This window comes from Synechococcus sp. H55.9 (assembly GCF_047462355.1).
Classification (GTDB): domain Bacteria; phylum Cyanobacteriota; class Cyanobacteriia; order Thermostichales; family Thermostichaceae; genus Thermostichus.
Genome location: NZ_JANSJB010000008.1, coordinates 10,188 through 32,760, shown reverse-complemented (window position 1 = coordinate 32,760; position 22,573 = coordinate 10,188). Strand labels below are relative to the sequence as shown.

Here is a 22,573-nt window from a genome sequence, read left to right as displayed (position 1 = left end):
CCCACCTCTGGCACAGCTTGATCGAGTCGGCGCAGCAATGCACCCAGGCCCGCTCCCTCACGCTGCAGGTGGGGGATCTGCCCCCCTCCCCCTGGCGGTTTTACAGCCATCCGCAGCTCCTGACCCAGATCCTCAAAGAACTGCTGGACAACGCCTGCAAGTTTACCCAGCCAGGTGGCACGATCCGTCTAGAGGTTCAGCCAATCCCTGAAGGGGTTGAGTTTAAGATCGGCAACAGCGCTCAGATCGAGCCGGAACATCTGCCCCGCCTCTTCGAGCGCTTCTACCGCGTGCCCACTGCGGATCCCTGGGCCCAGCCAGGTAGCGGCCTGGGGTTGGCTTTGGTGAAGCAGTGGGTGGAGCATCTCAAGGGCCACGTTCGAGTCAGCAGCGAGGACGGGTGGACGTGTTTTGTACTCCGCCTGCCCAGCCTAGAGTCGTCCGGCAGGATGTGATCAATGGCCGACGGCAGCGGCAGTTTCGGCGGTGGCAAAGGAAGTGCCGCAGCCACAGCTAGCCACCGCGTTGGGGTTCTTGAATTTGAAACCGCCCCCCAACAGATCCTCGGAAAAGTCGACGGTGAGGCCCTGGATCAAAGTCATGCTCAAGGGATCCACTGCCACCCGAATATCGCCAAAGTCAAAGGTATGGTCGTCAGGGTTGGCCTGGGGCTCGAAGTTCATCACGTAAGAGAGGCCAGAGCAGCCGCTGGGCTTGACCCCCAGCCGCAGGATGGGCTGGGATCCCTCCTTCTCGTACTTGCTGCGCAGGCGTTTTAGCTCTTGGATGGCGCTCTCGGTCAAGGTGATCATGGCGGGAAAGCTGACACTTACTTTTCATCCTAACAAGGGTTTTGGGCCGCCTTTTCCCTGCGCGCGGCAGGAACAGTTGATAAGCTAGGGATCCCATTCCTTCAACTTTACCGTTCTGCCCTTGTGACGGATCCCAACGCCATTCGTGTTACCTTCTTGGGCACCAGCTCCGGCATGCCCACCCGCCAGCGCAATGTCTCTGGCGTGGCGGTGCAGTTTCCGCAGCGGTCGGAATGGTGGCTGTTTGATTGTGGCGAGGGCACCCAACACCAACTGTTGCGGCTGGACGAGCTGCGCCCCAGCCAGTTGCGCCGCATTTTCATCACCCACATGCACGGGGATCACATCTACGGCCTGCCGGGGCTGTTGGCCTCCTGTGGCCTGGGCAGTACCCCCCAACACATCGACATCTACGGCCCCCCCGGCCTGGAAGAGTACCTGAAGGCGGTGCTGCGCTACAGCGAGACGCGGATCCCCTATTCCTTCCGGGTTCACACCGTAGAAACAGGTCTCATTCTTCAGGATCCAGAATATTGGGTTTTTTGCGCGCCCCTGGATCACCGAGTGCCCGCCTTCGGCTACCGCGTGGTGGAACAGGATCGACCAGGCACTTTCGACGTGGCCAAGGCTCAGGCCGACGGGATCCCGCCCGGCCCCCTCTACGGCCAGCTCAAGGCCGGGCAATCCATCTTCTGGCAGGGCCGCCACTTCCACGGGCGAGATTATGTGGGGGATCCCATCCCAGGGCGCAAGCTCTCCTACTGCACCGACACCATCTTCTGCCGCAACGCCGTCGATCTCTCCCGCGCTGCTGACCTGGTCATCCACGAGGCCACCTACGCCGAAGCGGATCGCGAACTGGCCCAGCGCGCCAAGCACTCCACTGCCGCCATGGCCGCGCGGGTGGCCGCCGAAGCCAAGGCCCAGACCCTCATCCTCACCCACTTCAGTCCCCGCTACACCCCCGAAGCTCCCATCACCCTAGAAGACTTGCTGGCGGAAGCTCAAGCGATTTTTCCCAACACAATCCTGGCCCGGGATCGGATGACCTACGCGATCCCGCGCCGCAGCCCTGCTCCCCTGCCGGTGGGGGTCTAGACCCGCCTTGCTAGCTAGAATGATAGGACTGACAGCCTCAACCTGCGATGACGGATCCCAGACCCTATCCTGAACGGCCTCCATTTCCAGAGCGGCCCAAAACCGAGCAACTGGATCAAAACGCCAGCGAGTGGCAAGCTTTCAGCGCCTTGCCCCCGGCAACCTCCTTGCCTCCTGTACAAGCAGAGCGACCGGCTTCCCAAGCAGCCAGCTCGCCCCAGGCCGAGGAAAACCTGCCCAAACTGGCCCCCTGGGGCAAACGGATCGGGGCCTTTGCCCTGGATTTTGGGCTGGGGCTGGGGGTCTCCTACCTGGCGCAGGGCTTGGCTTCTCTGGTGGGAGCCGATGCGGGCGCCGTGGACATGACCGGCTACATCGCCTTCTTCGCCACCTGGCTGGTGAACCGCGGCTACTTCCAATCCCGCCCCGCTGGCCAAAGCCTTGGCAAATGGCTGCTGAACCTCAAAACCTTGGATCCCGAAACCGAGGCACCGCCCCACCTGGTTCGCTCCCTGGCCCGCGAGGGGGTGCTCTCCCTATTTGTGCTCACGGAAGCCCTGCTGGTGCCCCTGGCGGCCGATGGCCTGTTCGCCCTCTTCGACAAGGAAAAACGCCAGAGCATCCACGACCGGGCCGGGCGCACCCTGGTGGTGGAATCGGAGCAGGGCTACCACCTGGATGAAAAAGCCCTGCGGTTGCTGCAGGACATCCTGGAGGGGGACGCCGCCGAGGACGTCAAGTCCGCCGCTCGCGAGCTGTTGCGCCAAGCCCAACGCAACGAGGCAGTGCGCGATCTTTCCCAGCAGATGCAGCGCCTGAGCAAGGACGTGGATCGGAACACCCGCAGCCTAAGACAACAAACCGGCAAGCAAGTCAAAAACTGGGTTGATTCCGTCAAAGAAAAGTTGGATAATTGGTGATCGCGCTTACGAGGTGAACCCATCTCCAGCCTCAACCCCTGGGGTTGGGGGTTCCCAAGTGCTTTTACTTCCTCCACCTTGGGATCCGTCATGGCCAAAGCAAAGGGTGCTCGCATCATCATTACCCTGGAGTGTACGGAGTGCCGCACCAACGTCAATAAGCGTTCTCCAGGGGTGAACCGCTACACCACCACCAAAAATCGCCGTAACACCACGGCCCGCTTGGAGCTGAAGAAATTCTGCCCCAAGTGCAACCGCCACACCGTCCATAAAGAGATCAAGTAGTTCAAGCCGCTTTACCGTTCCCCTGACCTATGGTTTACGCTCGTCGCCGCCTGTCTCCCATCAAGCCGGGAGAGCCGATCAAATACACCGATGTTGAGCTGCTCAAGAAATTTGTAACCGAGCGAGGCAAGATCCTGCCCCGCCGCATCACCGGCCTGACCGCCAAGCAGCAGCGGGAGCTGTCCGCCGCCATCAAACGGGCGCGCATCATGGGCCTACTTTACTTTGTCAACAAAGAAGGATAAGTTGCTGGTTGCTTTCTCCGGATCCCGATGAGCCTGCAGCTTTCGCCGCAATTGCAAGCTCGAATGGCCCAACCCCTTGAGATTGGCGGGGTGAAGATTTTTAGTCGCGTCTTTCAGGCACCCCTGTCGGGAGTGACAGACAAAGTGTTTCGGGGGCTGGTACGCCGCTTTGCCCCGCAAAGCCTGGTCTACACCGAAATGGTGAACGCGACCGGCTTGCACTATGCCCGCGAGCTACCCCGCATTATGGAAGTGGGGGAGGGGGAGCAGCCCATCGGCATTCAGTTGTTCGACTGCCGACCCCACTTTTTGGCGGAAGCAGCCCGTATGGCGGTGGATGAGGGGGCGACCTTGGTAGATATCAACATGGGCTGCCCTGTGAACAAGATCACCAAAAACGGCGGCGGCTCTGCCCTGCTGCGGGAGCCGGACACGGCAGCCCGGATTGTGGAAGCGGTGGCCAAAGCCGTGCCCGTACCTGTTACAGTGAAAACTCGCCTGGGTTGGTCGGATCAGGAGATCAACATTCTGGATTTTGCCCACCGGCTGCAGGAGGCCGGAGCGCAATTGCTGACTTTGCATGGCCGGACACGGGCTCAGGGGTTCAACGGCAAAGCCCGTTGGGATTGGATTCGCCGTGTCAAAGAGCATCTGCGCATTCCGGTAATTGCCAACGGGGATATTTTCTCACCAGCGGCGGCGGTAAAGTGTCTGGAGGAAACTGGCGCCGATGGGGTGATGTGCTCCCGCGGCACCATGGGCTATCCCTTCCTGGTGGGGGAAATCGATTACTTCCTGAAAACCGGCCAAGAAAGACCAGCTCCTACCCCCCTGGAGCGGATTCAAATGGCTTTAGAACACTTGCGGGGCCTCTGGGAGTGTAAGGGGGAACGTGGCATCCGACAGGCCCGCAAGCACATGACTTGGTACATCAAAGATTTTGTGGGGGCTTCTCAATTCCGCGCCCTTCTCTGTCGCATCGAAACCTTGCAAGAAGGGGAAACCCTGCTTTTGCAAGCTATGGAGCGCTGCCAAGAAACAACCTCTCGACCGGAAGAGGCGCTTGAAACGACTGAGGGGATCGACCTTCTTCCTGAGGCGGGTTAGGCGTAGCTCCCCTCTCCTTTTGGGGGAGGGGGTAAAGCATCTCAATCTTGCTTGCAAGGCTACGACGCCTGCTGCTGGGACAGAGCTGCCACCAGTTTGTCTCCCATTTCCCGGCAACCCACTAAGGTTGTTCCCTCGGAATAGATATCTGGGGTGCGGTAACCCTGTGCCAAAACGGCCTCTACCGCCTGTTCGATGCGGTCGGCAGCTTGCGGCTGTTCCAGGGAGTAACGCAGCAGCAGAGCGCCGGAGAGCACCTGGGCAATGGGGTTGGCTTTGTCTTGTCCGGCAATATCGGGAGCCGACCCGTGTACCGGCTCGTACACCCCAGGGCCGGAGGATCCCAAGGAGGCCGAGGGCAGCATACCAATAGAGCCGGTCAGCATTGCCGCCTCGTCGGACAGGATATCGCCGAAGAGATTGCCGGTGAGGATGACGTCGAACTGCTTGGGCCAGCGCACCAACTGCATAGCAGCATTGTCGATGTAGAGGTGGGAAAGTTCCACGTCGGGGTACTCAGCCGCCATGGCATTGACCCGCTCCCGCCACAGTTGCGATACCTCCAGGACATTGGCCTTGTCCACCGAGCAGAGCTTGCGCCGCCGCTTGCGCGCCAGTTCGAAGGCCACACGAGCGATGCGATCGACCTCGGCCTCGCTGTAGACCATGGTGTTCACGCCGCGCCGGGATCCCTTGGCATCTGTGAAGATCCCTTTGGGTTGACCAAAGTAGATGCCCCCTGTTAGCTCGCGTACCACCACCAGGTCGATCCCCGCGATAACCTCCGGCTTCAGGGAAGAGGCCGCCACCAGTTGGGGGAAGACTTTCACCGGGCGCAAGTTGGCAAAGAGCCCCAGGCCGGCCCGCAAGCCCAACAAAGCCCGTTCTGGGCGTTTCTCAGGAGGCAGGGTGTCGTACTTAAAGTCGCCAACCGCTGCCAGATAGACGGCGTCGCTCTCCTGGGCCATTTTCAGGGTTTCTGGCGGCAAGGGATCCCCCGTTTCCTCATAGGCCGCCCCGCCGATCAGACCCTCCTGCCACTGAATGGAAAACCCCATCTGGGCAGCAACCGCATCCAAGACAGCCCGCCCCACCCGCATGATTTCTGGGCCAATCCCATCGCCGGCTAGGGCCGTGATCCGATAGGTTCGAGCAGTTGCGGCGCTCATGAGCAGTCAAGCTGAAGACAATGGCGTAGAAATACTACCATTTCGGCGGGCTCAGCCATCCCTTGGCACACAGGTTTGTGGAGAACTCCCCCAAAAAGCTCTCTCCAGGGATGATATAAGGTGCAGCCTGGCCACTGACCTGCTGCACCCTATAACAATAATGATGAGCAAACCCTCAAGCTAAAGCTCTAGAACAAGCCCAAGGTGACCCACTTATCCAAGGGCAAAGTGGCACCGATACCCAGGTAGAGGGTAACCAAGGTGCCGATCAAAAACACCGTCGTCGCCACCGGGCGGCGCAGCGGATTTTGGAACTTGTTGACGTTTTCGATGAAGGGCACAAACAAAAGACCGACAGGAATAGCAGACATCAGAGCAATCCCCAACAACTTGTTGGGAGCAATACGCAAAATGTGAAAAGCGGGGTAGAGATACCATTCCGGCAGAATTTCCAGCGGTGTGGCAAAGGGATCCGCCGGCTCGCCCACCCCTGCGGGATCCATGACCGCCAGGCCGACGATTAGACCGATGGTACCCAGGATCACCACCGGAAACATAAAAAGCAAATCGTTGGGCCAAGCAGGCTCACCATAGGTCATATGGCCCATGTTTTTCTTCAGCTTGGCTACAACCTTGGGGTTGTCTAGGTCAACTTTGCGGGTAATGGCCTCAGTCGCTATGACCTGCTTTGAGATAGCCATGAGAGTTCTCCTTGCAAAAATCCTGAACCAGAAGCTAAAGGGTCACCGTTTGCGGAGCCAAGAGACAAACTTTGCTCACAAAGGCCCAGAAATCCCTTGGCGGCGGATCATCAGAAAGTGCATGGTCATGAAGACCGCAGCCAGCCAGGGTAACACAAAAGTATGCAAGCTGTAGAAGCGAGTCAGAGTCGCTTGGCCGACAGCTTCGCCGCCACGGATAAGCTGCACCAACAAGTCACCCACCACCGGAATCGCACTGGGCACACCGGAGACGATCTTGACTGCCCAGTAGCCCACCTGATCCCAGGGCAGGGAGTAGCCGGTAACGCCAAAAGAAACTGTCAGCACCGCCAAGATCACACCGGTCACCCAGGTCAGCTCGCGAGGCTTCTTGAACCCTCCTGTCAGATAAACCCGGAAGGTGTGTAGGATCATCATCAACACCATCATGGAGGCGCTCCAGCGATGGATGGAGCGCAGCAGCCAGCCGAAGTTGACCTGGGTCATGATGTAGTTGACCGACTCAAAGGCCTCGGCCACCGTCGGACGGTAGTAGAAGGTCATGGCGAAGCCGGTGGCAAACTGAATAAGGAAGCACACCAGCGTCACCCCGCCAAGGCAGTAGAAGATGTTAACGTGAGGCGGAATGAATTTCCCAGTTGCGTCGTCGACGAAAGGCGTAATCTCCAGCCGCTCGTCCAACCAGTCGTAAACTTTGCTCATGATGCCTGCAGTTTTTGAAAAGTGGATCTTGAGGGCAGGGCAGGCCTGCTCCACTCAGCAATCTAACACAATTCTTTAACACCATCCTGACGCAAGGCTCAGCTTTGGGAGCCAGATCTCGATCCCGACAGGCCAGACGACTTTTCAATGCTGTGTTTTGTTCACATTTCTTAACTTTTTTAGGATAGATGGTTGTGCAGAAGCTGAGACACACAGGGCTCCATCGGAGATGGTGGGGGATCCGAGCAAGGTTGGCCTGGGGCATCCGCATTGTTCTGCTGGGGTGTTTGCTCTGGGCGAGTTTGGGCATGGATGCCTGTCCAGTTCAGGCCAGTCGCTGGGGAGAAGAGCAGCAACTGCTGGCGCAGGCCTGGGCCTATGTGGATCGAGCCTATGTAGATCCGGGGTTTAACGGGCAAAACTGGTGGCAGGTGCGGCAACGGTTTCTCTCCCGGCCCCTGAAGGATCGGCAAGAGACCTACCGCGCTATTGAGGAGATGTTGGCGACGCTGGGGGATCCTTTTACCCGCTTTCTGGACAAAGAGCACTACCTTAGCTTGCAGACCTCTACAGCCGGGGAGCTGAGCGGTGTCGGTTTGCAGATCGCCATCGACGAGCAGGGCTCGGTGCGGGTAATTGCGCCTATGGAAGGCACTCCTGCCGAGCAGGCCGGGATTCAACCTCAGGACGAGATTTTGGCCGTGGATGGGGTGCCGGTGGCAGGGCTGAGCTTAGACGAAGTGGCCGAACGGCTGCGGGGGCGCAGCGGCACGCCGGTTACTCTGAAGCTGAAGCGGCAGGATCGCGTTTGGGAGGTGGAGCTGGTGCGCCAGTCGATCACCATCAACCCCGTGCGCACCCGTTTTTTTGAGCTGCCTCAGGGAACGGTGGCCTACATTCGCCTCAGCCAGTTCAACGGCAATGCTGCCGCTCAGGTTCGTCAAGCCATTCGGGCCGCTGAAGCTCAGGGGGTGCGGGGCTACATTCTCGACTTGCGCAACAACCCAGGGGGACTCTTACAGGCGGCCATCGAGATCGCCCGCTTCTGGATCCCCAAGGGCGACATCGTGCTGGTGACGGATCGCCACGGCATTCAAGACAGCATTCCCGCCACCGGCGAGGTGCTCACAGAGGCGCCGCTGGTGGTCTTGGTGAACCAGGGCAGCGCCAGTGCCAGTGAAGTGTTGGCCGGGGCACTTCAGGACAGTGGGCGAGCCCGACTGGTGGGAACGCGCACCTTTGGCAAGGGGCTGATCCAATCCCTGCTGGAGCTGGCAGATGGCTCTGGGCTGGCGGTGACGACGGCCAAGTACCTCACCCCCAGCGGCCATAACATCCATCACCAGGGGATCCAGCCGGATGTGGTGGTGGGGGAGGGATCCGTTCCCCTAACGGCAGAAACCCTGGCCGGGCCGGAGGACATCCAGCTTCAGCGAGCCCTGGAGCTGTTGGGGCAGCCCCAGGGGATCCCGGTGGCACAAGGCCGCTAGGAGGGGATTGCGTTCCAGGTCTCCACCCCGTGGAGATCTCAATCTTTGGCATTCGGGATGGGGACTCCTGTTTGTTTTCGATTCGTTTTAGGATCGGGAGCAGAGTTGCCTGGGCCACTTCTCGGCTCCGGCGTCGATCTCTGACTTTGTCCGCTCCCGCCTGCATGAACGCCATCCAACAATTCCACCACTTTTTCAACTGCTGCATCGGGGCTTGGCGCACCGAGCGCACCTACCATTACCTAGACCGTGGCGAGGTGGAGCGCTCCCGCACCGAGTTCACCATTCGCACCCTCACCCCTGAGCTGAAGCACAAGGTGCTGGCCGACAACAACTACCCCAACCACAACGTGGATGGTTTTTTGGGCTTTCACTTGGCTTTTGAGACGGTTTCCGAAACGGGGGAGGAGGCCGGGCAAGAGCTGAACATGCTGTTTGTCCCTCGGCAAGAAACCTCCCTGGGTCTGGAGGGAGACTATCTGCGGGATCGGGCCTATGAGGAAGATCGCCCGATGGTGGCAGTTTTCCGGTTCGATCCTGGATCCCTGCAACTGGTGATGACCACCACCTACACGCGCGTGGTTGCCGTAGATACCATCACCCTACTCAATCCTCGTCTGCGCCTGCGGCAGATCCTCACCTACCGACGCCCCCCTCAAGGTCAGCCTTTGCAGGAGCTGTTGCTGGTGGGGTTTGGAGTAGAACAGAAGCTGACCTAGCCTGCGGAGCCCGAAGATGGCCCTTCCCGAAAACCTGGGATTGACCCAGCACCTGGCCCTGATCCAGTCGAAGTTCGAGCGAGGAGACTATCGGCAGGCGCTGGAACAGATAAAGCAGGCCCAAAGCCGCTACCCACAGTCGGGCAAGCTACGGCTCTGGCAGGCCCTGGCCCAAGAAGCCCTTGGCGAAACGCAGGAGGCCATCCGGTTGGCCCAAACCCTGCTGCGCAACCCGGATCCAGAAGTTGCCCAGCAGGCTCGCTATGTTTTGGGCATCTGGCAAGCTCCCCGTCTGCGGCGTCCGGCGGAGTGGTTGAGCGAAATTCCCGATCTCAGCCGGCTCGAGGAAGCTGACACCCCGGCGTACCGCTTGGACTATGGGCAATCTCAGCGCAAGGGCTCTTCCCCCAAATCTGGCGATTCCCTTGATCCTCGCGAAGCCGCTCCCCCGTTGGATACAAAGCCGCTCACCTGGGCGTTAATCGGGATCCTCTCTGCCCTGCTGGCCGTGATGGCCTGGCTGCCCTAGATGGGGGTACATAAGACTCCCCCAAGCTTAGGTTGCGGCAGGTCGGCAAGCTGTGGAGAAAACAGCAGGGCACCTCATGGGGATCCCAGTTAAAAGCTGGCGGGAGGAACAACGACCCTCGCCGCCGCGGAGTTGAGGGGAGATACTGGAAATAGATCGATGCGGGAGCGGATCGGGGTCAAGGGTTCCGATAGGCTCCCCGGCGCGTCTCGGCGAAAAGCGGAGGTTAAGAGTGGCTACCCAAACATTGGTGATGGACGCAGTAGAACAGTTGGGCCTGCGGGTCACTCTGGGAGATATTGCCTCCAGCACGGGCCTATCTTTACACGAGGCCAAACAAGAGCTGCTGAATTTGGCCCAAAAGGCGGAGGGGCATCTGCAAGTTTCCCGGCAGGGGGAGATCGCCTACGTTTTCCCGCCTGATTTTCGCAGCATTCTCAAGCGCAAAGAGCAGCAGGATCGGCTTGCCGCCCTGCGTCGCAAGCTGTGGGGGGGCTTTCTCTATGGGCTGCGCATCTCCTTTGGCATCCTGCTGGTGGTGTCGATTGTTTTGATCGTTTTGGCCTTGATTGCTCTGCAGATGGCCAGTAGCCGCGAGGAGGACAATCGCAGCCGGTCGCGGGGGATAGGGTTTTACTACTTTCCCAACCTTTGGGTTGGCAACCCCTTCTGGGATCCCTATCCCTACTACTACAGGGACTATTCCGGTCGGGCGCGCCCCCGCCAGGAACAAGCAGAGATGAACTTTTTGGAGGCGGTGTACAGCTTCCTGTTTGGGGATGGGGATCCCAATGCCAACCTAGAGGAGGAGCGCTATGCCCTCATCGGCCAACTGATTCGCGCCAATGGAGGGGTGATCACAGCAGAGCAGGTGTTGCCCTATCTGGATGTGGAGCCGGGATCCCCGGCCCTGGAGTATGAAGACTACATGCTGCCGATTTTGCTCAAGTTCGACGGTCAGCCGGAGGTGAGCGACGACGGGGATATCGTCTACCGCTTCCCGGAGCTGCAGGTGGCCGCCTCAGAGCGCCAGCCCAAGGGGATCCCTGAAGTGTTGCAAGAGAAACCCTGGGTGTTTAGCCGGGCTACACCTGGTCAACTGACCCTGGCGGGGGGATTGGGGGTGCTCAATTTCTTTCTGGCCGCCATTCTCTACGGAGCGCGGGAAGAGGTGGCCGCCGCCGCCGGCAGCAACGCCTTTTTGGCGTTTATCTACCCGCTGATTGGATTCCTCTTCCTCTACGGCACGCTGTTTTTGGCCGTGCCTGCCGTTCGCTGGCTGGCCTTGCAAATTCGCAATCAAGGGGTGGAGCGGCGCAATCGCATCCGGCAGCTTTGGCGAGAGCAACTGAAGCGTCCCACAGAGGCGCTGCTGCGCAAACTCAACTTTGCCCGCCGCTTCCGCCGTCAGGAAGTTGTGTCCGAGTCCGACACCATTTACTCGACCGACCGAGATCTGATCGAGCAGCGGGACTACCGTCTGGACGAGCCGGCATTCCGCACGCTGCTGGAACTGGAATCAGAAGCTCAGGAGGATCGCCCCGAAACCGAACCAGTGCGCAAGCAGCGTCCCCTCTAGGACTTACAGCAACCACTCGGAGGCCCGCTCCCCCACCTTTTGCAAATCTAGAGGAATGGCCACCGCTTTGCCCATGCGAGGCCTCTGACGGGTGGCTTCGATTTCGCGGCGCACGGTTTCCCACACCCCCCAAGCCTGTAAATGGGCCATCACCTTCTCCAAGTGGGCCAGGTACTCGGCCTCGCTCAAGGGAAAAGAGGGCTGCTCCAGGTAGCGCCACATCACCAGCAACACCACCTTTTGCTGGATACGCCGCAACTGCACGTCGTAGGAGCAGCCCCACTTGTCTTGCAGCAAAGCTTGAAAGTCGGATCCCGTCATCGCACTGGCTTGAGACTGGCTTCAATGTTGCCGGGTAGGCTGAAGGCCTTGGGTTCACCGTTGCATTTCTTAACGATATTGGCCAAAGGGGTCGGTTAGGATGGTGTCGCTTGTCAACGAACGTTAAAACTTCTCAGGTCTGCATTTGCCATTATGACGGAAGCGGTTAGCAACTTTGAAGCCCCCCCCATGAGCCGGCGGGTTTTTCTGAATGCCCTGCTCAGTGGCTCGGTGGGAGTGGTGGTGGTGGGCGCCCTCTACCCGGTGGTGAAGTATTTTATTCCGCCCTCGTCCGGGGGAGGGGGTGAGGGCCTCATCGCTCAGGACGCCCTCGGCAAGCCCATCAGCGTCAGTGAACTGTTGGCCACCCATGCCGCCACGGATCGGGTGCTGGCCCAAGGCTTAAAGGGGGATCCCACCTATATCGTGATCGACAACGGGGCGGTGGCCAATTACGGCCTCAATGCTGTTTGCACCCACCTCGGCTGTGTGGTGCCCTGGAATGTGGGAGAAAACTTGTTTAAGTGCCCTTGCCACGGATCCCAGTACGCGGCCAACGGCAAGGTGATCCGGGGGCCGGCTCCCCGCTCGCTGGAGCTGGTGAGCGCCACAGTGGATGGCGACAACGTTCGCTTCAGCCCCTGGCAAGGCCCCGATTTCCGCGAGGCCTAGCTGAAGGAGCAAGGGATCCCGACAGCTCTACGGCGGCAATTGGGTTCAACTGTTAACTGAGGTTAACTGAATTCCCGGTCGTGCTAGCGGGATGGAGTCCTTTTAAAACGGTGAGTCAGGATCCCGATGGCGAGGTGAGCCGCTTGTGGTTAGGTCAGCTTCTGCCGAGCGAGGTGGGGCGAATGATCGAGATCGCTCTTCCCCAATTGTGTTCCAAAACTGTGATTGCAATCCATTCTGAGCTGGACTTATGAAGCGAATTTGCTTAGCCGTGTGTGCGCTGCTGCTGTTGCTGGGGATGGGATCCCGTCCGGCGGCAGCCTACCCTTATTACGCCCAGATGGCCTACGACAACCCCCGCGAGGCCACCGGAAAAATTGTCTGCGCCAACTGCCACCTGAACGCCATGCCCGCCCGTGCCGAAGTGCCGCAGGCGGTTACCCCTGGCCAGGTGTTCACCATCAAGGTCGGGATCCCTTATGACCTGAGCAAACAGCAGGTGCTGGGGGATGGCAGCAAAGGCGGGCTGAATGTGGGTGCTGTGGTGGTGTTGCCGGAGGGCTTCCGTTTGGCTACCGAAGAGGAGATGACCGAGGAACAGCGGCAGGAAACCGCCGAGACCTACATCACCCCCTACAGCGACGAGAAGCCCAACATCCTTCTGGTGGGCCCTTTGCCCGGCGAGCAACACCAGGAAATCGTCTTCCCGGTGGTAGCGCCTGACCCGAAAGAGGATCCCTCGGTGGCCTTCATGAAATATCGGGTCTATGTCGGCGCCAACCGCGGTCGTGGCCAGATCAACCCCGACGGCAGCCTCAGCAACAACAACGTCTTCCGCGCTCCCGCCACCGGTCGCCTGGCCAGCATTGCCACCGTCGAGTCGGATCTCAGCGACCTGCCAGCTGAGCTGGCCGCCCTGGTGCCGCCCGAATACGAGTTGCCGGGCACGCGGGTGCTCAGTTTCGAGACCGAAAACGGGATCCAAAACTTGGTAGTGCCGCCGGGGCCGGAGTTGGTGGTTAACGTGGGCGACAGCGTCCAAGAGGGGGATCCGGTCACCAACAACCCCAACGTGGGCGGCTTTGGCCAAGCAGAGCGGGATCTGGTGTTGCAAAGCCCGGATCGGGTGAAATGGCTGGTGGCCTTCCTGGCAGCGGTGGCCATCACCCAGCTCCTGCTGGTGCTCAAGAAAAAGCAAGTGGAACTCATTCAGGCGGCAGAACTTTTGGGCTAGCCCAACCGTTCCCATACTTTTTCCACCACCCCGGAACCAGCCGGGGTGCTTTTTTCTAGGGGATCCGCAGCTCTCCCACAATCACCAACACCGCTTGGCCGGCAATCTCCACACGAGGGCCGAGATCGCGGCACCACAGCTCGCCTCCCCGCGTCGAGAGCTGGCGGGCTTTGAGCTCAGCCCGGCCCAGGCGCCTCGACCAATAGGGCATCAAAAGACACTGGGCAGATCCCGTCACCGGATCCTCCACGATCCCCAACTGGGGGGCGAAAACGCGGCAGACGAAATCCGGCCCATCCTTCAGATCCTCCCCAGAGGCGGTGACGATCAAGCCGGAAACGGGGAGCGCCTGAACCTGGGCCCAATCCGGCTGCACCTGCTGCACCTGCTGGGCCGAAGCCAGCACCGCCATACCCATGCCTCCGCGGCACAGATCTACAGGTGGGATCCCCAAAGCCGCTGCCACCTGCTCTTGCGCTTCCGGCCAGGGCTGGGGAGCCTGGGCGGGAAAATCCATCGCCAGCCGCTCCCCCTGCCGCCGCACCGACAACCGGCCACTGCGGGTGGAAAAGGCCACCTCCTGAGCTTCCGGGTGCACCTCGGTCAAGAGCACATAGGCACCGGCCAAGGTGGCATGGCCACAGAGATCCACTTCCGTCGTCGGAGTAAACCAGCGCAGCCCATAGTGGGGAACAGCGCCCAGGGATCCCTGGGGCAGCAAAAAAGCCGTCTCCGACAAATTGTTCTCCGCCGCAATCGCTTGCATCAAAGCTGCCGGCAGCTCCTGGGGCAGCAAACACACCGCCGCCGGGTTGCCCCCAAAAGGCACCGCCGTAAAGGCATCTACTTGAAAAAACGGGATCCGCACCTGCTTGCTCCACCCCCCTCAGGCCATGATCCCACAACAGGCCCAGAAGTAGAGAGATCCGTACCCAACCGTACCTGCCCAAAAGCGGGATCCCGCCCACAGGGGCTATTGTCAGGCCAGAAAGTTGGCTGATAAACTAGCACTCGTAAGTCGAGAGTGCTAAAACCTCGATTTGCACAAGCTTAAGGTCTCGACTCATAAGTTAAACCCTTCAGCTTCGTGCTTTCGGATCACGGAGGAAAATTGTCATGGCTGCAGTAGCTCTGAACGTCTCTACCCTGAAGCCGCTGGGCGACCGCGTGCTGGTCAAAATTGCCCAGCAGGACGAGAAAACCGCAGGCGGCATCTTTTTGCCCGACACTGCCAAAGAAAAACCCCAAGTGGGGGAGGTGGCCGCTGTCGGCCCCGGCAAGCGCAATGACGAGGGCAAGTTGATCCCGATGGAACTGAAGGCCGGCGATAAAGTGCTCTACTCCAAGTACGCCGGCACAGAAGTGAAGCTGGGCAGCGATGAATATGTGCTGCTGGCCGAGCGGGACATTCTCGCCATTGTTCAGTAATTCATCAGTGCTTCGGTAGCAACTCAACTGCAATTCAGCAGTCGAGCCGTTGAGTCTTTGTTTCACCCTTACCGGCGTTTGTACGTCAGAGGTTAACTATGGCCAAATCGATCATTTTCAGCGAAGACGCTCGTCGCGCCCTTGAGCACGGCATGGATGTATTGGCAGAAGCAGTAGCCGTTACTCTTGGCCCCAAAGGGCGCAACGTTGTACTGGAGAAAAAATTTGGCGCGCCCCAAATCATCAACGATGGGGTAACCATCGCCAAAGAAATCGAGCTGGAAGACCACATTGAAAACACCGGCGTCTCCCTGATCCGTCAGGCGGCTTCCAAGACCAACGACACGGCTGGTGACGGCACCACCACCGCCACCGTCTTGGCCCATGCCATGGTTAAAGAAGGGCTGAAAAACGTAGCCGCCGGCGCCAACCCGATTGCCCTCAAGCGCGGCATTGACAAGGCGGTGAAGTTCCTGGTGGACAAGATCGCCGAACATGCCCGCCCAGTGGAAGACTCCAAAGCCATTGCCCAAGTAGCGTCCATTTCCGCCGGCAACGATGAGGAAGTGGGCCGCATGATTGCCGAGGCCATGGACAAAGTGGGCCGCGAAGGGGTGATCTCCCTGGAAGAAGGCAAGTCCATGACCACCGAGCTGGAAGTGACGGAGGGGATGCGCTTTGACAAAGGCTACATCTCTCCCTACTTCGTCACCGACACGGAGCGGATGGAGGCGGTTCTGGAAAACCCCTACATCCTGATTACCGATAAGAAAATCACCCTGGTGCAAGACCTGGTGCCGGTTCTGGAGCAAGTGGCCCGCGCCGGTCGTCCGCTGCTGATCATCGCCGAAGACATCGAGAAAGAAGCCCTGGCCACCCTGGTGGTAAACAAGCTGCGGGGCGTGCTGAGCGTGGTAGCGGTGAAAGCGCCTGGCTTTGGGGATCGCCGCAAGGCCATGCTGGAAGACATCGCCATCCTCACCGGCGGTGAGGTCATCAGCGAAGAACGCGGCCTGAAGCTGGAGAACGCCCGTCTCGACTCCTTCGGCTCGGCCCGTCGCGTCACGGTAACCAAAGACCACACCACCATCGTGGCGGAAGGCAACGAAGCGGCCGTCAAAGCCCGCTGCGAGCAAATCCGTCGCCAAATTGAAGAAACCGATTCCACCTACGACAAAGAAAAACTGCAGGAGCGCCTGGCCAAGCTCTCCGGCGGTGTGGCGGTGATCAAAGTGGGCGCGGCCACCGAAACCGAGATGAAGGATCGCAAGCTGCGCCTGGAGGACGCCATCAACGCCACCAAAGCGGCGGTGGAAGAAGGGATCGTCCCGGGCGGCGGCACTACCCTGGCGCACCTGATGCCGGTGGTCACCGAGTGGGCGCAGGCCAACCTGTCCGGCGATGAACTGGTGGGGGCCAACCTGGTTGCCCGTGCGCTGGGCGCTCCGCTGCGCCGCATTGCCGAGAATGCTGGTCAGAACGGCTCGATCGTGCTGGAGCGGGTGAAAGAGAAACCCTTCACGGTGGGTTACGATGCCCAGAACGACGCCTATGTGGACATGTTTGAAGCGGGTATCGTTGACCCGGCCAAAGTGACCCGTTCTGCTCTGCAAAACGCTGCCTCGATTGCCAGCATGGTGCTCACCACCGAAGCGATCGTGGTGGACAAGCCCGAGCCCAAAACCAACACGCCGGCCAGCAGCGGCAGCGGCATGGGTGACTACGACTACTAATCCTCTGGCGAGGGCAGGGTGAGGTTTCTCCACTCATCAGAAAACCTACTGCCTCGCCGGTTCGTAGTCCACTGCCCTGAATAGGATAGATCTTTCGGGATCCCCCTTAGCGGGATCCCTTCTTAGGTTTTGAGGTGGATGTTAGAGGACGGTTCCAAATTGGATAGAGGCCGTGCGAGGGCGCTACTGGCAGTCGAACAGCGAGGGAACCCTACTCCCCTCTCCCTCTGGGAGAGGGGCTGGGGGTGAGGGATCCTCCCTCAGGGAGAGGGGCTGGGGGTGAGGGAATCCTCGATCGAGCGTGTGGAAAAGGGGAAAGCGGTATGGCTCGGTTAATCTGTATTGGCCTAGACCTGGCCTGGTCAAACCGCAACCCCTCTGGGGTGGCGACGTTGCAGGTCGAAATGGGGGATGCCAAAGCCCAGAACCTGACGGGCCGCCTGCTGGACAGTCGCATCCTGCAGACCGACCCGGAAATTGTGGACTACATCCAAGCCCAAGCCGGAGGGGATCCCTGCCTGGTGGCGGTGGACGCCCCCTTGCGCGTCCCCAACCTCAGCGGCCAGCGGCGGGCCGAAGCCGAGCTGAACCGAGTATTTCGCGCCTACGCCGCCGGCGCCCACCCGGCCAACCGCCGGCTCTTAGAAAAAAACGGCCAAGTGCGAGGGGAAGCTCTGGTGCAAGCCCTCTCCCGCCATGGCTTTCGGGAGCAGGCCAGCATCGAGCGGGGATCCTTGGCCCGCCAGATCACCGAAGTCTTCCCCCACAGCGCCATGGTGAGCCTCTTCGGCCTCCGCCGCACCCTGAAATACAAGGCCCGCCCTCGACGCAGTTGGCCGGAACGGGAACAAGCTTGGCAACTTTACCGGCAGCACCTGCGCTCCCTGACCAACGCCGACCCTGCCCTGCGCGGCCACGAAACCCTGCTCCAGGTGGAGGTGGGATCCCTTAGGGGCCGCCAACTCAAAAACTACGAAGACCAAATCGATGCCCTGATGTGCGCCTACATCGCCCTCTACGGCTTTCGCTGGGGATCCGAGCGCTGCCACAGCTTCGGCAGCCTGCAAGAAGGACACATCTTCACGCCCCTGCCCATCTCAAAGGGCTGATAGGCCGCCGAACCCCTGAACAAGAGAGCAAAAGCCGACAGCTCAGGGCCGTTCCACCAAACGGGTTGAGCCGGATTGGGCAGCGACCCATCCCCCCGGAGCCCCATCTCGCTCGACGCGCAACCAGACGGGCACCTGTCCTTCGCCGGCTTGCACTTCTACCACCCGCAGCAGAGCTTGGCGGGGGGCTGTCCCGACAATGGCTCCCCTCAGGCTGGGCTGCTGGCGGATGTTGATGCCATCGTTGGAGATCACCCGCACCTGTTGGACTCCTTGCCACTCGGCCAGAGGGCCGGTGGGCTCAGGTTCAGGAGTGGGCTCTGCCTGATCAGGACGGCTGAGGGCAACCGGCGGCTGCTCAACTTGCACCTGGGGCTGCTCCAGCGGTGGCGCCGGCGGTGGCGTGAACAGGCCCCGCAGCATTTGCCAGATGATCAGCAGGGAGAGGATGCCGACACCAACCACCCCGGCCAAACGAATGCCGGCGGGAAGGGCAGGGCGCTCACTCCGGCCACGGCGGGATCCCAGGCGGCTGCGGCGGTAACGTTCCCCATCCTGCAAACCTGGGTTCTGAGCAGGGAGCCCCTCAAAGGACTCCGTCCCGCTGGCGGGATCCGCAAGGGCAGAGACACCCGGCCTAGGGGTGCCCCGGTAAGAGGGCAAATCCGAGAGGCGCGGGGGTTCGGGCATGGTTCCTCCCCCTTGCAAGGGGGAGGGTGGGCGAGGCCATTCTTGAGTCTGCTCAAGCAGTCGCGGGCCACCCACCATAGCCGGCAAATGAGGGGGGGGATAGGGGGCTCGCGGAGATAGCATCCCTGCCGGCGGGTCTTCGCGGCTGGGCATCTCGTCCAGGTAGGCTTGGACTTGGGGGTTGTCGAAGTAGGCTTGCAAAGTCGCTTGGGCAGTTTCCAGGCCACGAAACTCTGGGAACACCTCCTCTTGAAACCACCTTTCTGTGAAGCGGCACAGACCCGGCAGATGGTCGGGGGAGCCGGCGGAGTGTTCTTCGATAAACTGCAAGGCCTCTGCTTCTTGGGTGGAGCGCAGATGTTCGAGCGCCTCTTCGGTTTGTCCCAGCAAGAGACTGCAGATGGCCTGCTCCAGATGCACATCCTGTCGTTGCGCCAAGCGAACCAGGTAACCGCGGGCACGCCGCACCAGGGCCGGACGATTTTCCAGATACCCTGCTGCCAGCAATACCTGCACGGCCAAGTAGGCGGCCACCATCGAGGGACGCTCAGCCTCCCGCTCAAACAACTCCTGCTGTTCTTTGAGGGTGAGGTGGCGACGTACCCGCTGGATGAAGCGCAGGAAATCCTCGGTGCTGAGGCCAGAGCCATCTTGACCCATCCCCTCGATGCCGCCCCGTTCGTCCAGCATGGCTTTGAGGAGAGCCAGTCCCTGCTGTCGCTCCCCGTTCGCATCGGCAGCCTCTTGGCCAGTTCGGGAGAAAACATTGGCCTCGTGGCTGAGGAGTTGCAAAATGCGGTAAGGGCGCAGCTTGCCCAGATCAAGGCGGAACTCTGCTTGCATCTGCGGAAAGGCCTGGTACTCCTCCAGCTCGGCCAGGCCCGCCTGCAAAGAACGCGCCGCCTCTTCGTAGGATCCCTGCTGCCAGGCTTCCCGGCCCAGCTCCAAACGGGCGATGGCCCGCGCCAAAATGGCATCGGAACGGGCAGGGTGGCCCTGCCCCAACATCTGTTGAGCCAAATCCAAAGCCGCTTGGTAGTCTCCGGCTTCGCAATACAAACACAGCACGCCTGGCAAGAGGGTCTCTTCCACCGTCAGGGTGGGATCCGCCGGCATGAGGTGTTCGTCGTAGTTTCGTCGCGCCTCTGGGTTAAGCAACACCGAGGCTGCCTCTTGGATAAGCTGAGCGCGAGCTGCCACGGCCTGCGGCGAAAACCCCAGCAGCCAAGAGCGCTCGCCCGGTTTGGGATCGAGCCGCTCCCGGTAGGCCTGCTCGATCTGATGCTCGTCCGCCCGTGGCGACAGCATCAAAACTCGGTAGTAGTCGAGGGGCACTCGCACCGTCATGGCTGTTGTCGGCTCTCCTAATCGCGTCGGATCCCTGAACCCGCCTCGACTTAACTGTAGTCTTTTCCTCAGCAAAAGGGATCCCCTCTTGCTTAGAACCTACCAGTCCCAGCTCCCCGGCTCCCCCTTGAAGGGGCCTACGACCTTGGAGGTAATCCAGCCGCCGTAGAAATCTCCCGGCTGGGGCCGAACTCGCTCTCCATCCACCCGGCACTCCTGCACGCGGCCCGCATAAAAAGCAAGGTAGTCGCGGATGGGCCAAAACTCTGGGCTGGGATCCGAATAGCTCCAGGCGGCATCCACGGCCACTTGGGAGCCGACCTGGATCGTCCAGTAGCGGGCAGTTCCTTTGAACTCGCAGAAGGAGGTGCGGGCGCTGGGGCGGAGATACTCCAGCCGCACGTCGCTGGGGGGAATGTAGTAGGTGGGCGGGTGGCTGGTTTCCAGGATACGGTAGCAGCGGCAGCTGTGGGCGATGAGCTCGCCGTTGAAGAGAACTTCCACCCGCTCGGCGGTGGGCTCCAAGCGGGGCGGGCGCGGGTAGTCCCAGACGGATTCTTGTCCGGGCCGGGGCGGGATGGGCTGGGGGCGCATGGGCAGTCTCCAAAGCAGGATCTGACAGCACCTAAAGCAGACGGCTGGCCTCTACCAGTTTGGCGTACTGCACCAGCAGCAGAGACTGTTGCTCCGGCAACACCTGAATCACCCCCTGCTGCTGCAGACGGCCCAGCACCGCCGCCGCTGCCTCTCGGCTGACCTGGCTGATATCGGCCAAATCCTGGAGGGGAGGGTAAACAATGCGCATTCCCTGGGCGGTCTTCTCGCCAAAGGCCTCTGCCAGTTGCACCAGCGCATGTACCACCCGCAGCGGGGGGCTTTGTCGATCCAGATCGGCCTGCAAATTGGCCAGGCGTAGGCGGCGGGAGAGGCTGCGGGCTAGCTGGTAACACAGGTGCGGCTCCTGCAGCATCAGCGCCTTGAAGGTGGCCGCCGGGATCCCGACAGCCCGCACCGGGGTCAGGGCCAGCACATCCCGCGAGCGGGGGGCCTCGTCCAGTACCGCCATTTCCCCCACCCAAGCGCCCGGCCCGAGCAAAGCCAAGGTTTGGGCGCTGCTTTGTATCCCTTCTGTTGTGCCGATCCGCACAGGCCGCCGCACCTTGGCCCAGCCAGAGAGGATCAGATAAACCACACTGCCCCAGGCATCCTGCATCAAGAGCGCTTGTCCTGCCGCAATATCCCGCAGCTTCACCTGGGATCCCAGCCATTGCAAGGACGCTGCCGAGAGTCGGGCCAGCGTCGGCACCACCTTGAGCTCGGAGAGGAGGGCAGCAGAGACATCAGGAGTCATGCCGGAGGGAGGTTGACCGTACCGCAAGCCCACTGTAGCCCAGCCGCCGGCTCAAGGGCTATCCTGCAAAGGGTTCTCGCACCGCCCTGCCCCCTTGAGCCAAGATCGGGAGAGGGAACCTAACTTCCCCCGTTGCGTCAGGAAACAGAGGTTCTGCTTGGGAGGGGATCCCTCCGTCGTTCAATAACCTATGGATGCCTATGGATGCTGCCCTCAGCGACATCACTGGCCAGCGCTGGTCGGTCTCGGTGAAGAACGTGCCTGCGCGGCCCGAAAAGCTCGCTGATGGGGATCTGGTGCTGCTCTGTCAGCAGGGATCCCAGCCCCACCGCGAGGCCTTTGCTGAGCTGATGCGTCGTCACCAGGCCCATGTGGACAAGGTGCTCTACCACCTCGCCCCGGACTGGCCCGACCGGCACGACCTGGCCCAGGAAGTCTGGATCCGGGCCTACCGCCACCTAAAGCGGCTGCAGGAGCCGGCGAAATTTCGCAGTTGGTTGGGGCGGATTGCCACCAACCTGTTCTATGACGAGCTGCGCAGGCGCAAGCGGCAGCAGCAGCCTCTTTCTTTGGATGCGCCGATTGCAATGCGAGACAGTGAGATGGAATGGGAGCTGCCCAGCGAGAGCCCCAGCCCCCATGAGCACCTCACCACCTGCGAGTTTTACGAGCAGTTGCACCAGGCCGTCCGCGACCTGCCTCAGGTTTTTCGCCAGACAATCCTGCTGCGGGAAATTCAGGGGATGGCCTACGAGGAAATTGCCGAGATCACAGGCGTGTCTTTGGGCACCGTTAAGTCTCGCATTGCCCGCGCCCGCGCCCGCTTACAATCCACCCTAAAACCCTACCTCAACGGTGAATGACCATGGTTCGCGGCAACCGCAACCCCGATCCCAGGGATTCCCAGCAGGAGATGCCGCTGGTGGAGGAGCGCTTTGAACAGTTGAGCGCCTACCTGGATGGGGAGTTGTCCTCTCAAGAAGCGCGGCAGGTGGAAGACTGGCTGGCCAGCGATCCCCAAGCGCGGCAACTGTACAGCCAACTGGCAGCCTTGCAGGCCGGTTTGGCCAATCTCAAGGCCCCAACTTTGGATCCCATCCAGACAGAGCTGCTGATCAGCCACGTGTTCGAGGAGCTGGACCAAAGGCCGGCGCTCGATCTGGGCTGGCGGTGGCGCAGGGGCACCCCTTGGGGACGGGTGGCAGCCGCTGTGGTGGCCTTGGCGGGAGCCGGCTGGGCGGGATGGCGTTGGTCGCATCCTCAGCCCTTGGTATCGCTAGAAAATCCGCCGGTGCGGGTGGCCATCGTGCC

General features: G+C 60.8%; 26 protein-coding genes. 17 read left to right on the top strand and 9 right to left on the bottom strand.

The window, feature by feature from the left end:
* Positions 1 to 455: sensor histidine kinase (locus NW857_RS02225; RefSeq protein ID WP_414367837.1), on the top strand; the 455-nt coding region annotated here is incomplete at its 5' end.
* On the opposite strand, the gene NW857_RS02220 is transcribed toward NW857_RS02225, so the two are convergent.
* A complete protein-coding gene (locus NW857_RS02220; protein ID WP_414333417.1) occupies positions 456 to 812 on the bottom strand; it encodes a HesB/IscA family protein in 357 nt (118 codons plus the stop codon).
* 141 nt (positions 813 to 953) lie between these two features.
* Between NW857_RS02220 and rnz the strand changes: the two genes are divergently transcribed.
* The 5 genes from rnz to dusB all read left to right on the top strand — a co-directional run bounded on the left by rnz (position 954) and on the right by dusB (position 4,467).
* Positions 954 to 1,910, top strand: a complete 957-nt coding sequence (gene rnz / locus NW857_RS02215; RefSeq protein ID WP_414348666.1) for a ribonuclease Z — start codon at positions 954 to 956, stop codon at positions 1,908 to 1,910.
* Positions 1,911 to 1,957: 47 nt separating this feature from the next.
* On the top strand, positions 1,958 to 2,830 hold the full coding sequence (locus NW857_RS02210; protein ID WP_414333415.1) for an RDD family protein: 873 nt from the start codon (positions 1,958 to 1,960) through the stop codon (positions 2,828 to 2,830).
* Positions 2,831 to 2,920: 90 nt separating this feature from the next.
* Positions 2,921 to 3,115: a 50S ribosomal protein L33 gene (gene rpmG, locus NW857_RS02205; protein ID WP_011430486.1), complete on the top strand. Its 195-nt coding sequence runs from the start codon at positions 2,921 to 2,923 to the stop codon at positions 3,113 to 3,115.
* Positions 3,116 to 3,144: 29 nt separating this feature from the next.
* The gene (gene rpsR / locus NW857_RS02200) at positions 3,145 to 3,360 is read left to right on the top strand and encodes a 30S ribosomal protein S18 (protein ID WP_414333413.1); all 216 of its coding nucleotides are present in this window, start codon (positions 3,145 to 3,147) and stop codon (positions 3,358 to 3,360) included.
* A 27-nt stretch (positions 3,361 to 3,387) separates the two neighbouring features.
* On the top strand, positions 3,388 to 4,467 hold the full coding sequence (gene dusB, locus NW857_RS02195; protein WP_414348651.1) for a tRNA dihydrouridine synthase DusB: 1,080 nt from the start codon (positions 3,388 to 3,390) through the stop codon (positions 4,465 to 4,467).
* Positions 4,468 to 4,526: 59 nt separating this feature from the next.
* On the opposite strand, the gene leuB is transcribed toward dusB, so the two are convergent.
* The 3 genes from leuB to petB form a co-directional block, all read right to left on the bottom strand.
* Complete coding sequence (gene leuB, locus NW857_RS02190; protein WP_414333409.1) at positions 4,527 to 5,636, bottom strand: 3-isopropylmalate dehydrogenase; 1,110 nt, start codon at positions 5,634 to 5,636, stop codon at positions 4,527 to 4,529.
* Between the two features lie 188 nt (positions 5,637 to 5,824).
* Complete coding sequence (gene petD, locus NW857_RS02185) at positions 5,825 to 6,337, bottom strand: cytochrome b6-f complex subunit IV (RefSeq protein ID WP_414333407.1); 513 nt, start codon at positions 6,335 to 6,337, stop codon at positions 5,825 to 5,827.
* A gap of 75 nt (positions 6,338 to 6,412) precedes the next feature.
* Complete coding sequence (gene petB / locus NW857_RS02180) at positions 6,413 to 7,060, bottom strand: cytochrome b6 (RefSeq protein WP_414333405.1); 648 nt, start codon at positions 7,058 to 7,060, stop codon at positions 6,413 to 6,415.
* 188 nt (positions 7,061 to 7,248) lie between these two features.
* Here petB and NW857_RS02175 point away from each other — a divergent pair, with 188 nt between their 5' ends.
* The 4 genes from NW857_RS02175 to NW857_RS02160 all read left to right on the top strand — a co-directional run bounded on the left by NW857_RS02175 (position 7,249) and on the right by NW857_RS02160 (position 11,377).
* Entirely contained in the window at positions 7,249 to 8,550 is a 1,302-nt protein-coding gene (locus tag NW857_RS02175) for a S41 family peptidase (protein ID WP_414333403.1), read from the top strand.
* 146 nt (positions 8,551 to 8,696) lie between these two features.
* Positions 8,697 to 9,269, top strand: coding sequence for a phycobiliprotein lyase (locus NW857_RS02170; RefSeq protein ID WP_414367835.1), 573 nt, complete (start codon positions 8,697 to 8,699; stop codon positions 9,267 to 9,269).
* Between the two features lie 16 nt (positions 9,270 to 9,285).
* On the top strand, positions 9,286 to 9,798 hold the full coding sequence (locus tag NW857_RS02165; protein WP_414336643.1) for a tetratricopeptide repeat protein: 513 nt from the start codon (positions 9,286 to 9,288) through the stop codon (positions 9,796 to 9,798).
* Between the two features lie 232 nt (positions 9,799 to 10,030).
* The gene (locus tag NW857_RS02160) at positions 10,031 to 11,377 is read left to right on the top strand and encodes a hypothetical protein (RefSeq protein WP_414333397.1); all 1,347 of its coding nucleotides are present in this window, start codon (positions 10,031 to 10,033) and stop codon (positions 11,375 to 11,377) included.
* Between the two features lie 3 nt (positions 11,378 to 11,380).
* Here the strand turns inward: NW857_RS02160 and NW857_RS02155 are convergent, their stop codons facing one another.
* Entirely contained in the window at positions 11,381 to 11,698 is a 318-nt protein-coding gene (locus NW857_RS02155) for a DUF3067 family protein (protein ID WP_414333396.1), read from the bottom strand.
* Positions 11,699 to 11,851: 153 nt separating this feature from the next.
* Between NW857_RS02155 and NW857_RS02150 the strand changes: the two genes are divergently transcribed.
* Both NW857_RS02150 and NW857_RS02145 read left to right on the top strand, forming a co-directional pair.
* A complete protein-coding gene (locus tag NW857_RS02150) occupies positions 11,852 to 12,370 on the top strand; it encodes a cytochrome b6-f complex iron-sulfur subunit (protein ID WP_414333394.1) in 519 nt (172 codons plus the stop codon).
* 250 nt (positions 12,371 to 12,620) lie between these two features.
* Positions 12,621 to 13,604 (top strand): apocytochrome f, encoded by a 984-nt coding sequence (locus tag NW857_RS02145; protein WP_414333392.1) that lies wholly within the window; start codon positions 12,621 to 12,623, stop codon positions 13,602 to 13,604.
* Between the two features lie 55 nt (positions 13,605 to 13,659).
* On the opposite strand, the gene NW857_RS02140 is transcribed toward NW857_RS02145, so the two are convergent.
* Entirely contained in the window at positions 13,660 to 14,472 is an 813-nt protein-coding gene (locus tag NW857_RS02140; protein WP_414348662.1) for a PhzF family phenazine biosynthesis protein, read from the bottom strand.
* A 248-nt stretch (positions 14,473 to 14,720) separates the two neighbouring features.
* On the opposite strand from NW857_RS02140, the gene groES reads away from it, so the two are divergent.
* From groES to NW857_RS02125, 3 genes are all read left to right on the top strand, one after another.
* Complete coding sequence (groES, locus tag NW857_RS02135) at positions 14,721 to 15,032, top strand: co-chaperone GroES (protein WP_414348663.1); 312 nt, start codon at positions 14,721 to 14,723, stop codon at positions 15,030 to 15,032.
* A 98-nt stretch (positions 15,033 to 15,130) separates the two neighbouring features.
* Positions 15,131 to 16,765, top strand: coding sequence for a chaperonin GroEL (gene groL / locus NW857_RS02130; protein ID WP_414333388.1), 1,635 nt, complete (start codon positions 15,131 to 15,133; stop codon positions 16,763 to 16,765).
* 323 nt (positions 16,766 to 17,088) lie between these two features.
* Entirely contained in the window at positions 17,089 to 17,874 is a 786-nt protein-coding gene (locus NW857_RS02125) for a DUF429 domain-containing protein (RefSeq protein WP_414367833.1), read from the top strand.
* Positions 17,875 to 17,916: 42 nt separating this feature from the next.
* Here NW857_RS02125 and NW857_RS02120 read toward each other — a convergent pair whose 3' ends face one another.
* The 3 genes from NW857_RS02120 to NW857_RS02110 all read right to left on the bottom strand — a co-directional run bounded on the left by NW857_RS02120 (position 17,917) and on the right by NW857_RS02110 (position 21,262).
* Positions 17,917 to 19,911, bottom strand: coding sequence for an SH3 domain-containing protein (locus NW857_RS02120; protein WP_414367832.1), 1,995 nt, complete (start codon positions 19,909 to 19,911; stop codon positions 17,917 to 17,919).
* 99 nt (positions 19,912 to 20,010) lie between these two features.
* On the bottom strand, positions 20,011 to 20,505 hold the full coding sequence (locus NW857_RS02115) for a DUF427 domain-containing protein (RefSeq protein WP_414333382.1): 495 nt from the start codon (positions 20,503 to 20,505) through the stop codon (positions 20,011 to 20,013).
* Positions 20,506 to 20,536: 31 nt separating this feature from the next.
* On the bottom strand, positions 20,537 to 21,262 hold the full coding sequence (locus NW857_RS02110; protein ID WP_414367830.1) for a Crp/Fnr family transcriptional regulator: 726 nt from the start codon (positions 21,260 to 21,262) through the stop codon (positions 20,537 to 20,539).
* 200 nt (positions 21,263 to 21,462) lie between these two features.
* Here NW857_RS02110 and NW857_RS02105 point away from each other — a divergent pair, with 200 nt between their 5' ends.
* Positions 21,463 to 22,125, top strand: a complete 663-nt coding sequence (locus NW857_RS02105; RefSeq protein ID WP_414333379.1) for a sigma-70 family RNA polymerase sigma factor — start codon at positions 21,463 to 21,465, stop codon at positions 22,123 to 22,125.
* A 2-nt stretch (positions 22,126 to 22,127) separates the two neighbouring features.
* A partial coding sequence (locus NW857_RS02100) for an anti-sigma factor family protein (RefSeq protein ID WP_414367829.1) occupies positions 22,128 to 22,573 on the top strand: 446 nt, incomplete at its 3' end.

Bases quoted from the DNA above. Each gene is read 5' to 3' on its own strand.
- NW857_RS02210 (WP_414333415.1), top strand. From the start codon at position 1,958: ATGACGGATCCCAGACCCTATCCTGAACGGCCTCCATTTCCAGAGCGG.
- dusB (WP_414348651.1), top strand. From the start codon at position 3,388: ATGAGCCTGCAGCTTTCGCCGCAATTGCAAGCTCGAATGGCCCAACCC.
- groES (WP_414348663.1), top strand. From the start codon at position 14,721: ATGGCTGCAGTAGCTCTGAACGTCTCTACCCTGAAGCCGCTGGGCGAC.
- NW857_RS02150 (WP_414333394.1), top strand. From the start codon at position 11,852: ATGACGGAAGCGGTTAGCAACTTTGAAGCCCCCCCCATGAGCCGGCGG.
- NW857_RS02125 (WP_414367833.1), top strand. From the start codon at position 17,089: ATGGCTCGGTTAATCTGTATTGGCCTAGACCTGGCCTGGTCAAACCGC.
- NW857_RS02220 (WP_414333417.1), bottom strand. From the start codon at position 812: ATGATCACCTTGACCGAGAGCGCCATCCAAGAGCTAAAACGCCTGCGC.
- NW857_RS02105 (WP_414333379.1), top strand. From the start codon at position 21,463: ATGGATGCTGCCCTCAGCGACATCACTGGCCAGCGCTGGTCGGTCTCG.
- NW857_RS02165 (WP_414336643.1), top strand. From the start codon at position 9,286: ATGGCCCTTCCCGAAAACCTGGGATTGACCCAGCACCTGGCCCTGATC.
- petD (WP_414333407.1), bottom strand. From the start codon at position 6,337: ATGGCTATCTCAAAGCAGGTCATAGCGACTGAGGCCATTACCCGCAAA.
- NW857_RS02155 (WP_414333396.1), bottom strand. From the start codon at position 11,698: ATGACGGGATCCGACTTTCAAGCTTTGCTGCAAGACAAGTGGGGCTGC.
- groL (WP_414333388.1), top strand. From the start codon at position 15,131: ATGGCCAAATCGATCATTTTCAGCGAAGACGCTCGTCGCGCCCTTGAG.
- NW857_RS02175 (WP_414333403.1), top strand. From the start codon at position 7,249: ATGGTTGTGCAGAAGCTGAGACACACAGGGCTCCATCGGAGATGGTGG.
- NW857_RS02110 (WP_414367830.1), bottom strand. From the start codon at position 21,262: ATGACTCCTGATGTCTCTGCTGCCCTCCTCTCCGAGCTCAAGGTGGTG.
- leuB (WP_414333409.1), bottom strand. From the start codon at position 5,636: ATGAGCGCCGCAACTGCTCGAACCTATCGGATCACGGCCCTAGCCGGC.
- NW857_RS02115 (WP_414333382.1), bottom strand. From the start codon at position 20,505: ATGCGCCCCCAGCCCATCCCGCCCCGGCCCGGACAAGAATCCGTCTGG.
- petB (WP_414333405.1), bottom strand. From the start codon at position 7,060: ATGAGCAAAGTTTACGACTGGTTGGACGAGCGGCTGGAGATTACGCCT.
- rpmG (WP_011430486.1), top strand. From the start codon at position 2,921: ATGGCCAAAGCAAAGGGTGCTCGCATCATCATTACCCTGGAGTGTACG.
- rpsR (WP_414333413.1), top strand. From the start codon at position 3,145: ATGGTTTACGCTCGTCGCCGCCTGTCTCCCATCAAGCCGGGAGAGCCG.
- NW857_RS02145 (WP_414333392.1), top strand. From the start codon at position 12,621: ATGAAGCGAATTTGCTTAGCCGTGTGTGCGCTGCTGCTGTTGCTGGGG.
- NW857_RS02120 (WP_414367832.1), bottom strand. From the start codon at position 19,911: ATGACGGTGCGAGTGCCCCTCGACTACTACCGAGTTTTGATGCTGTCG.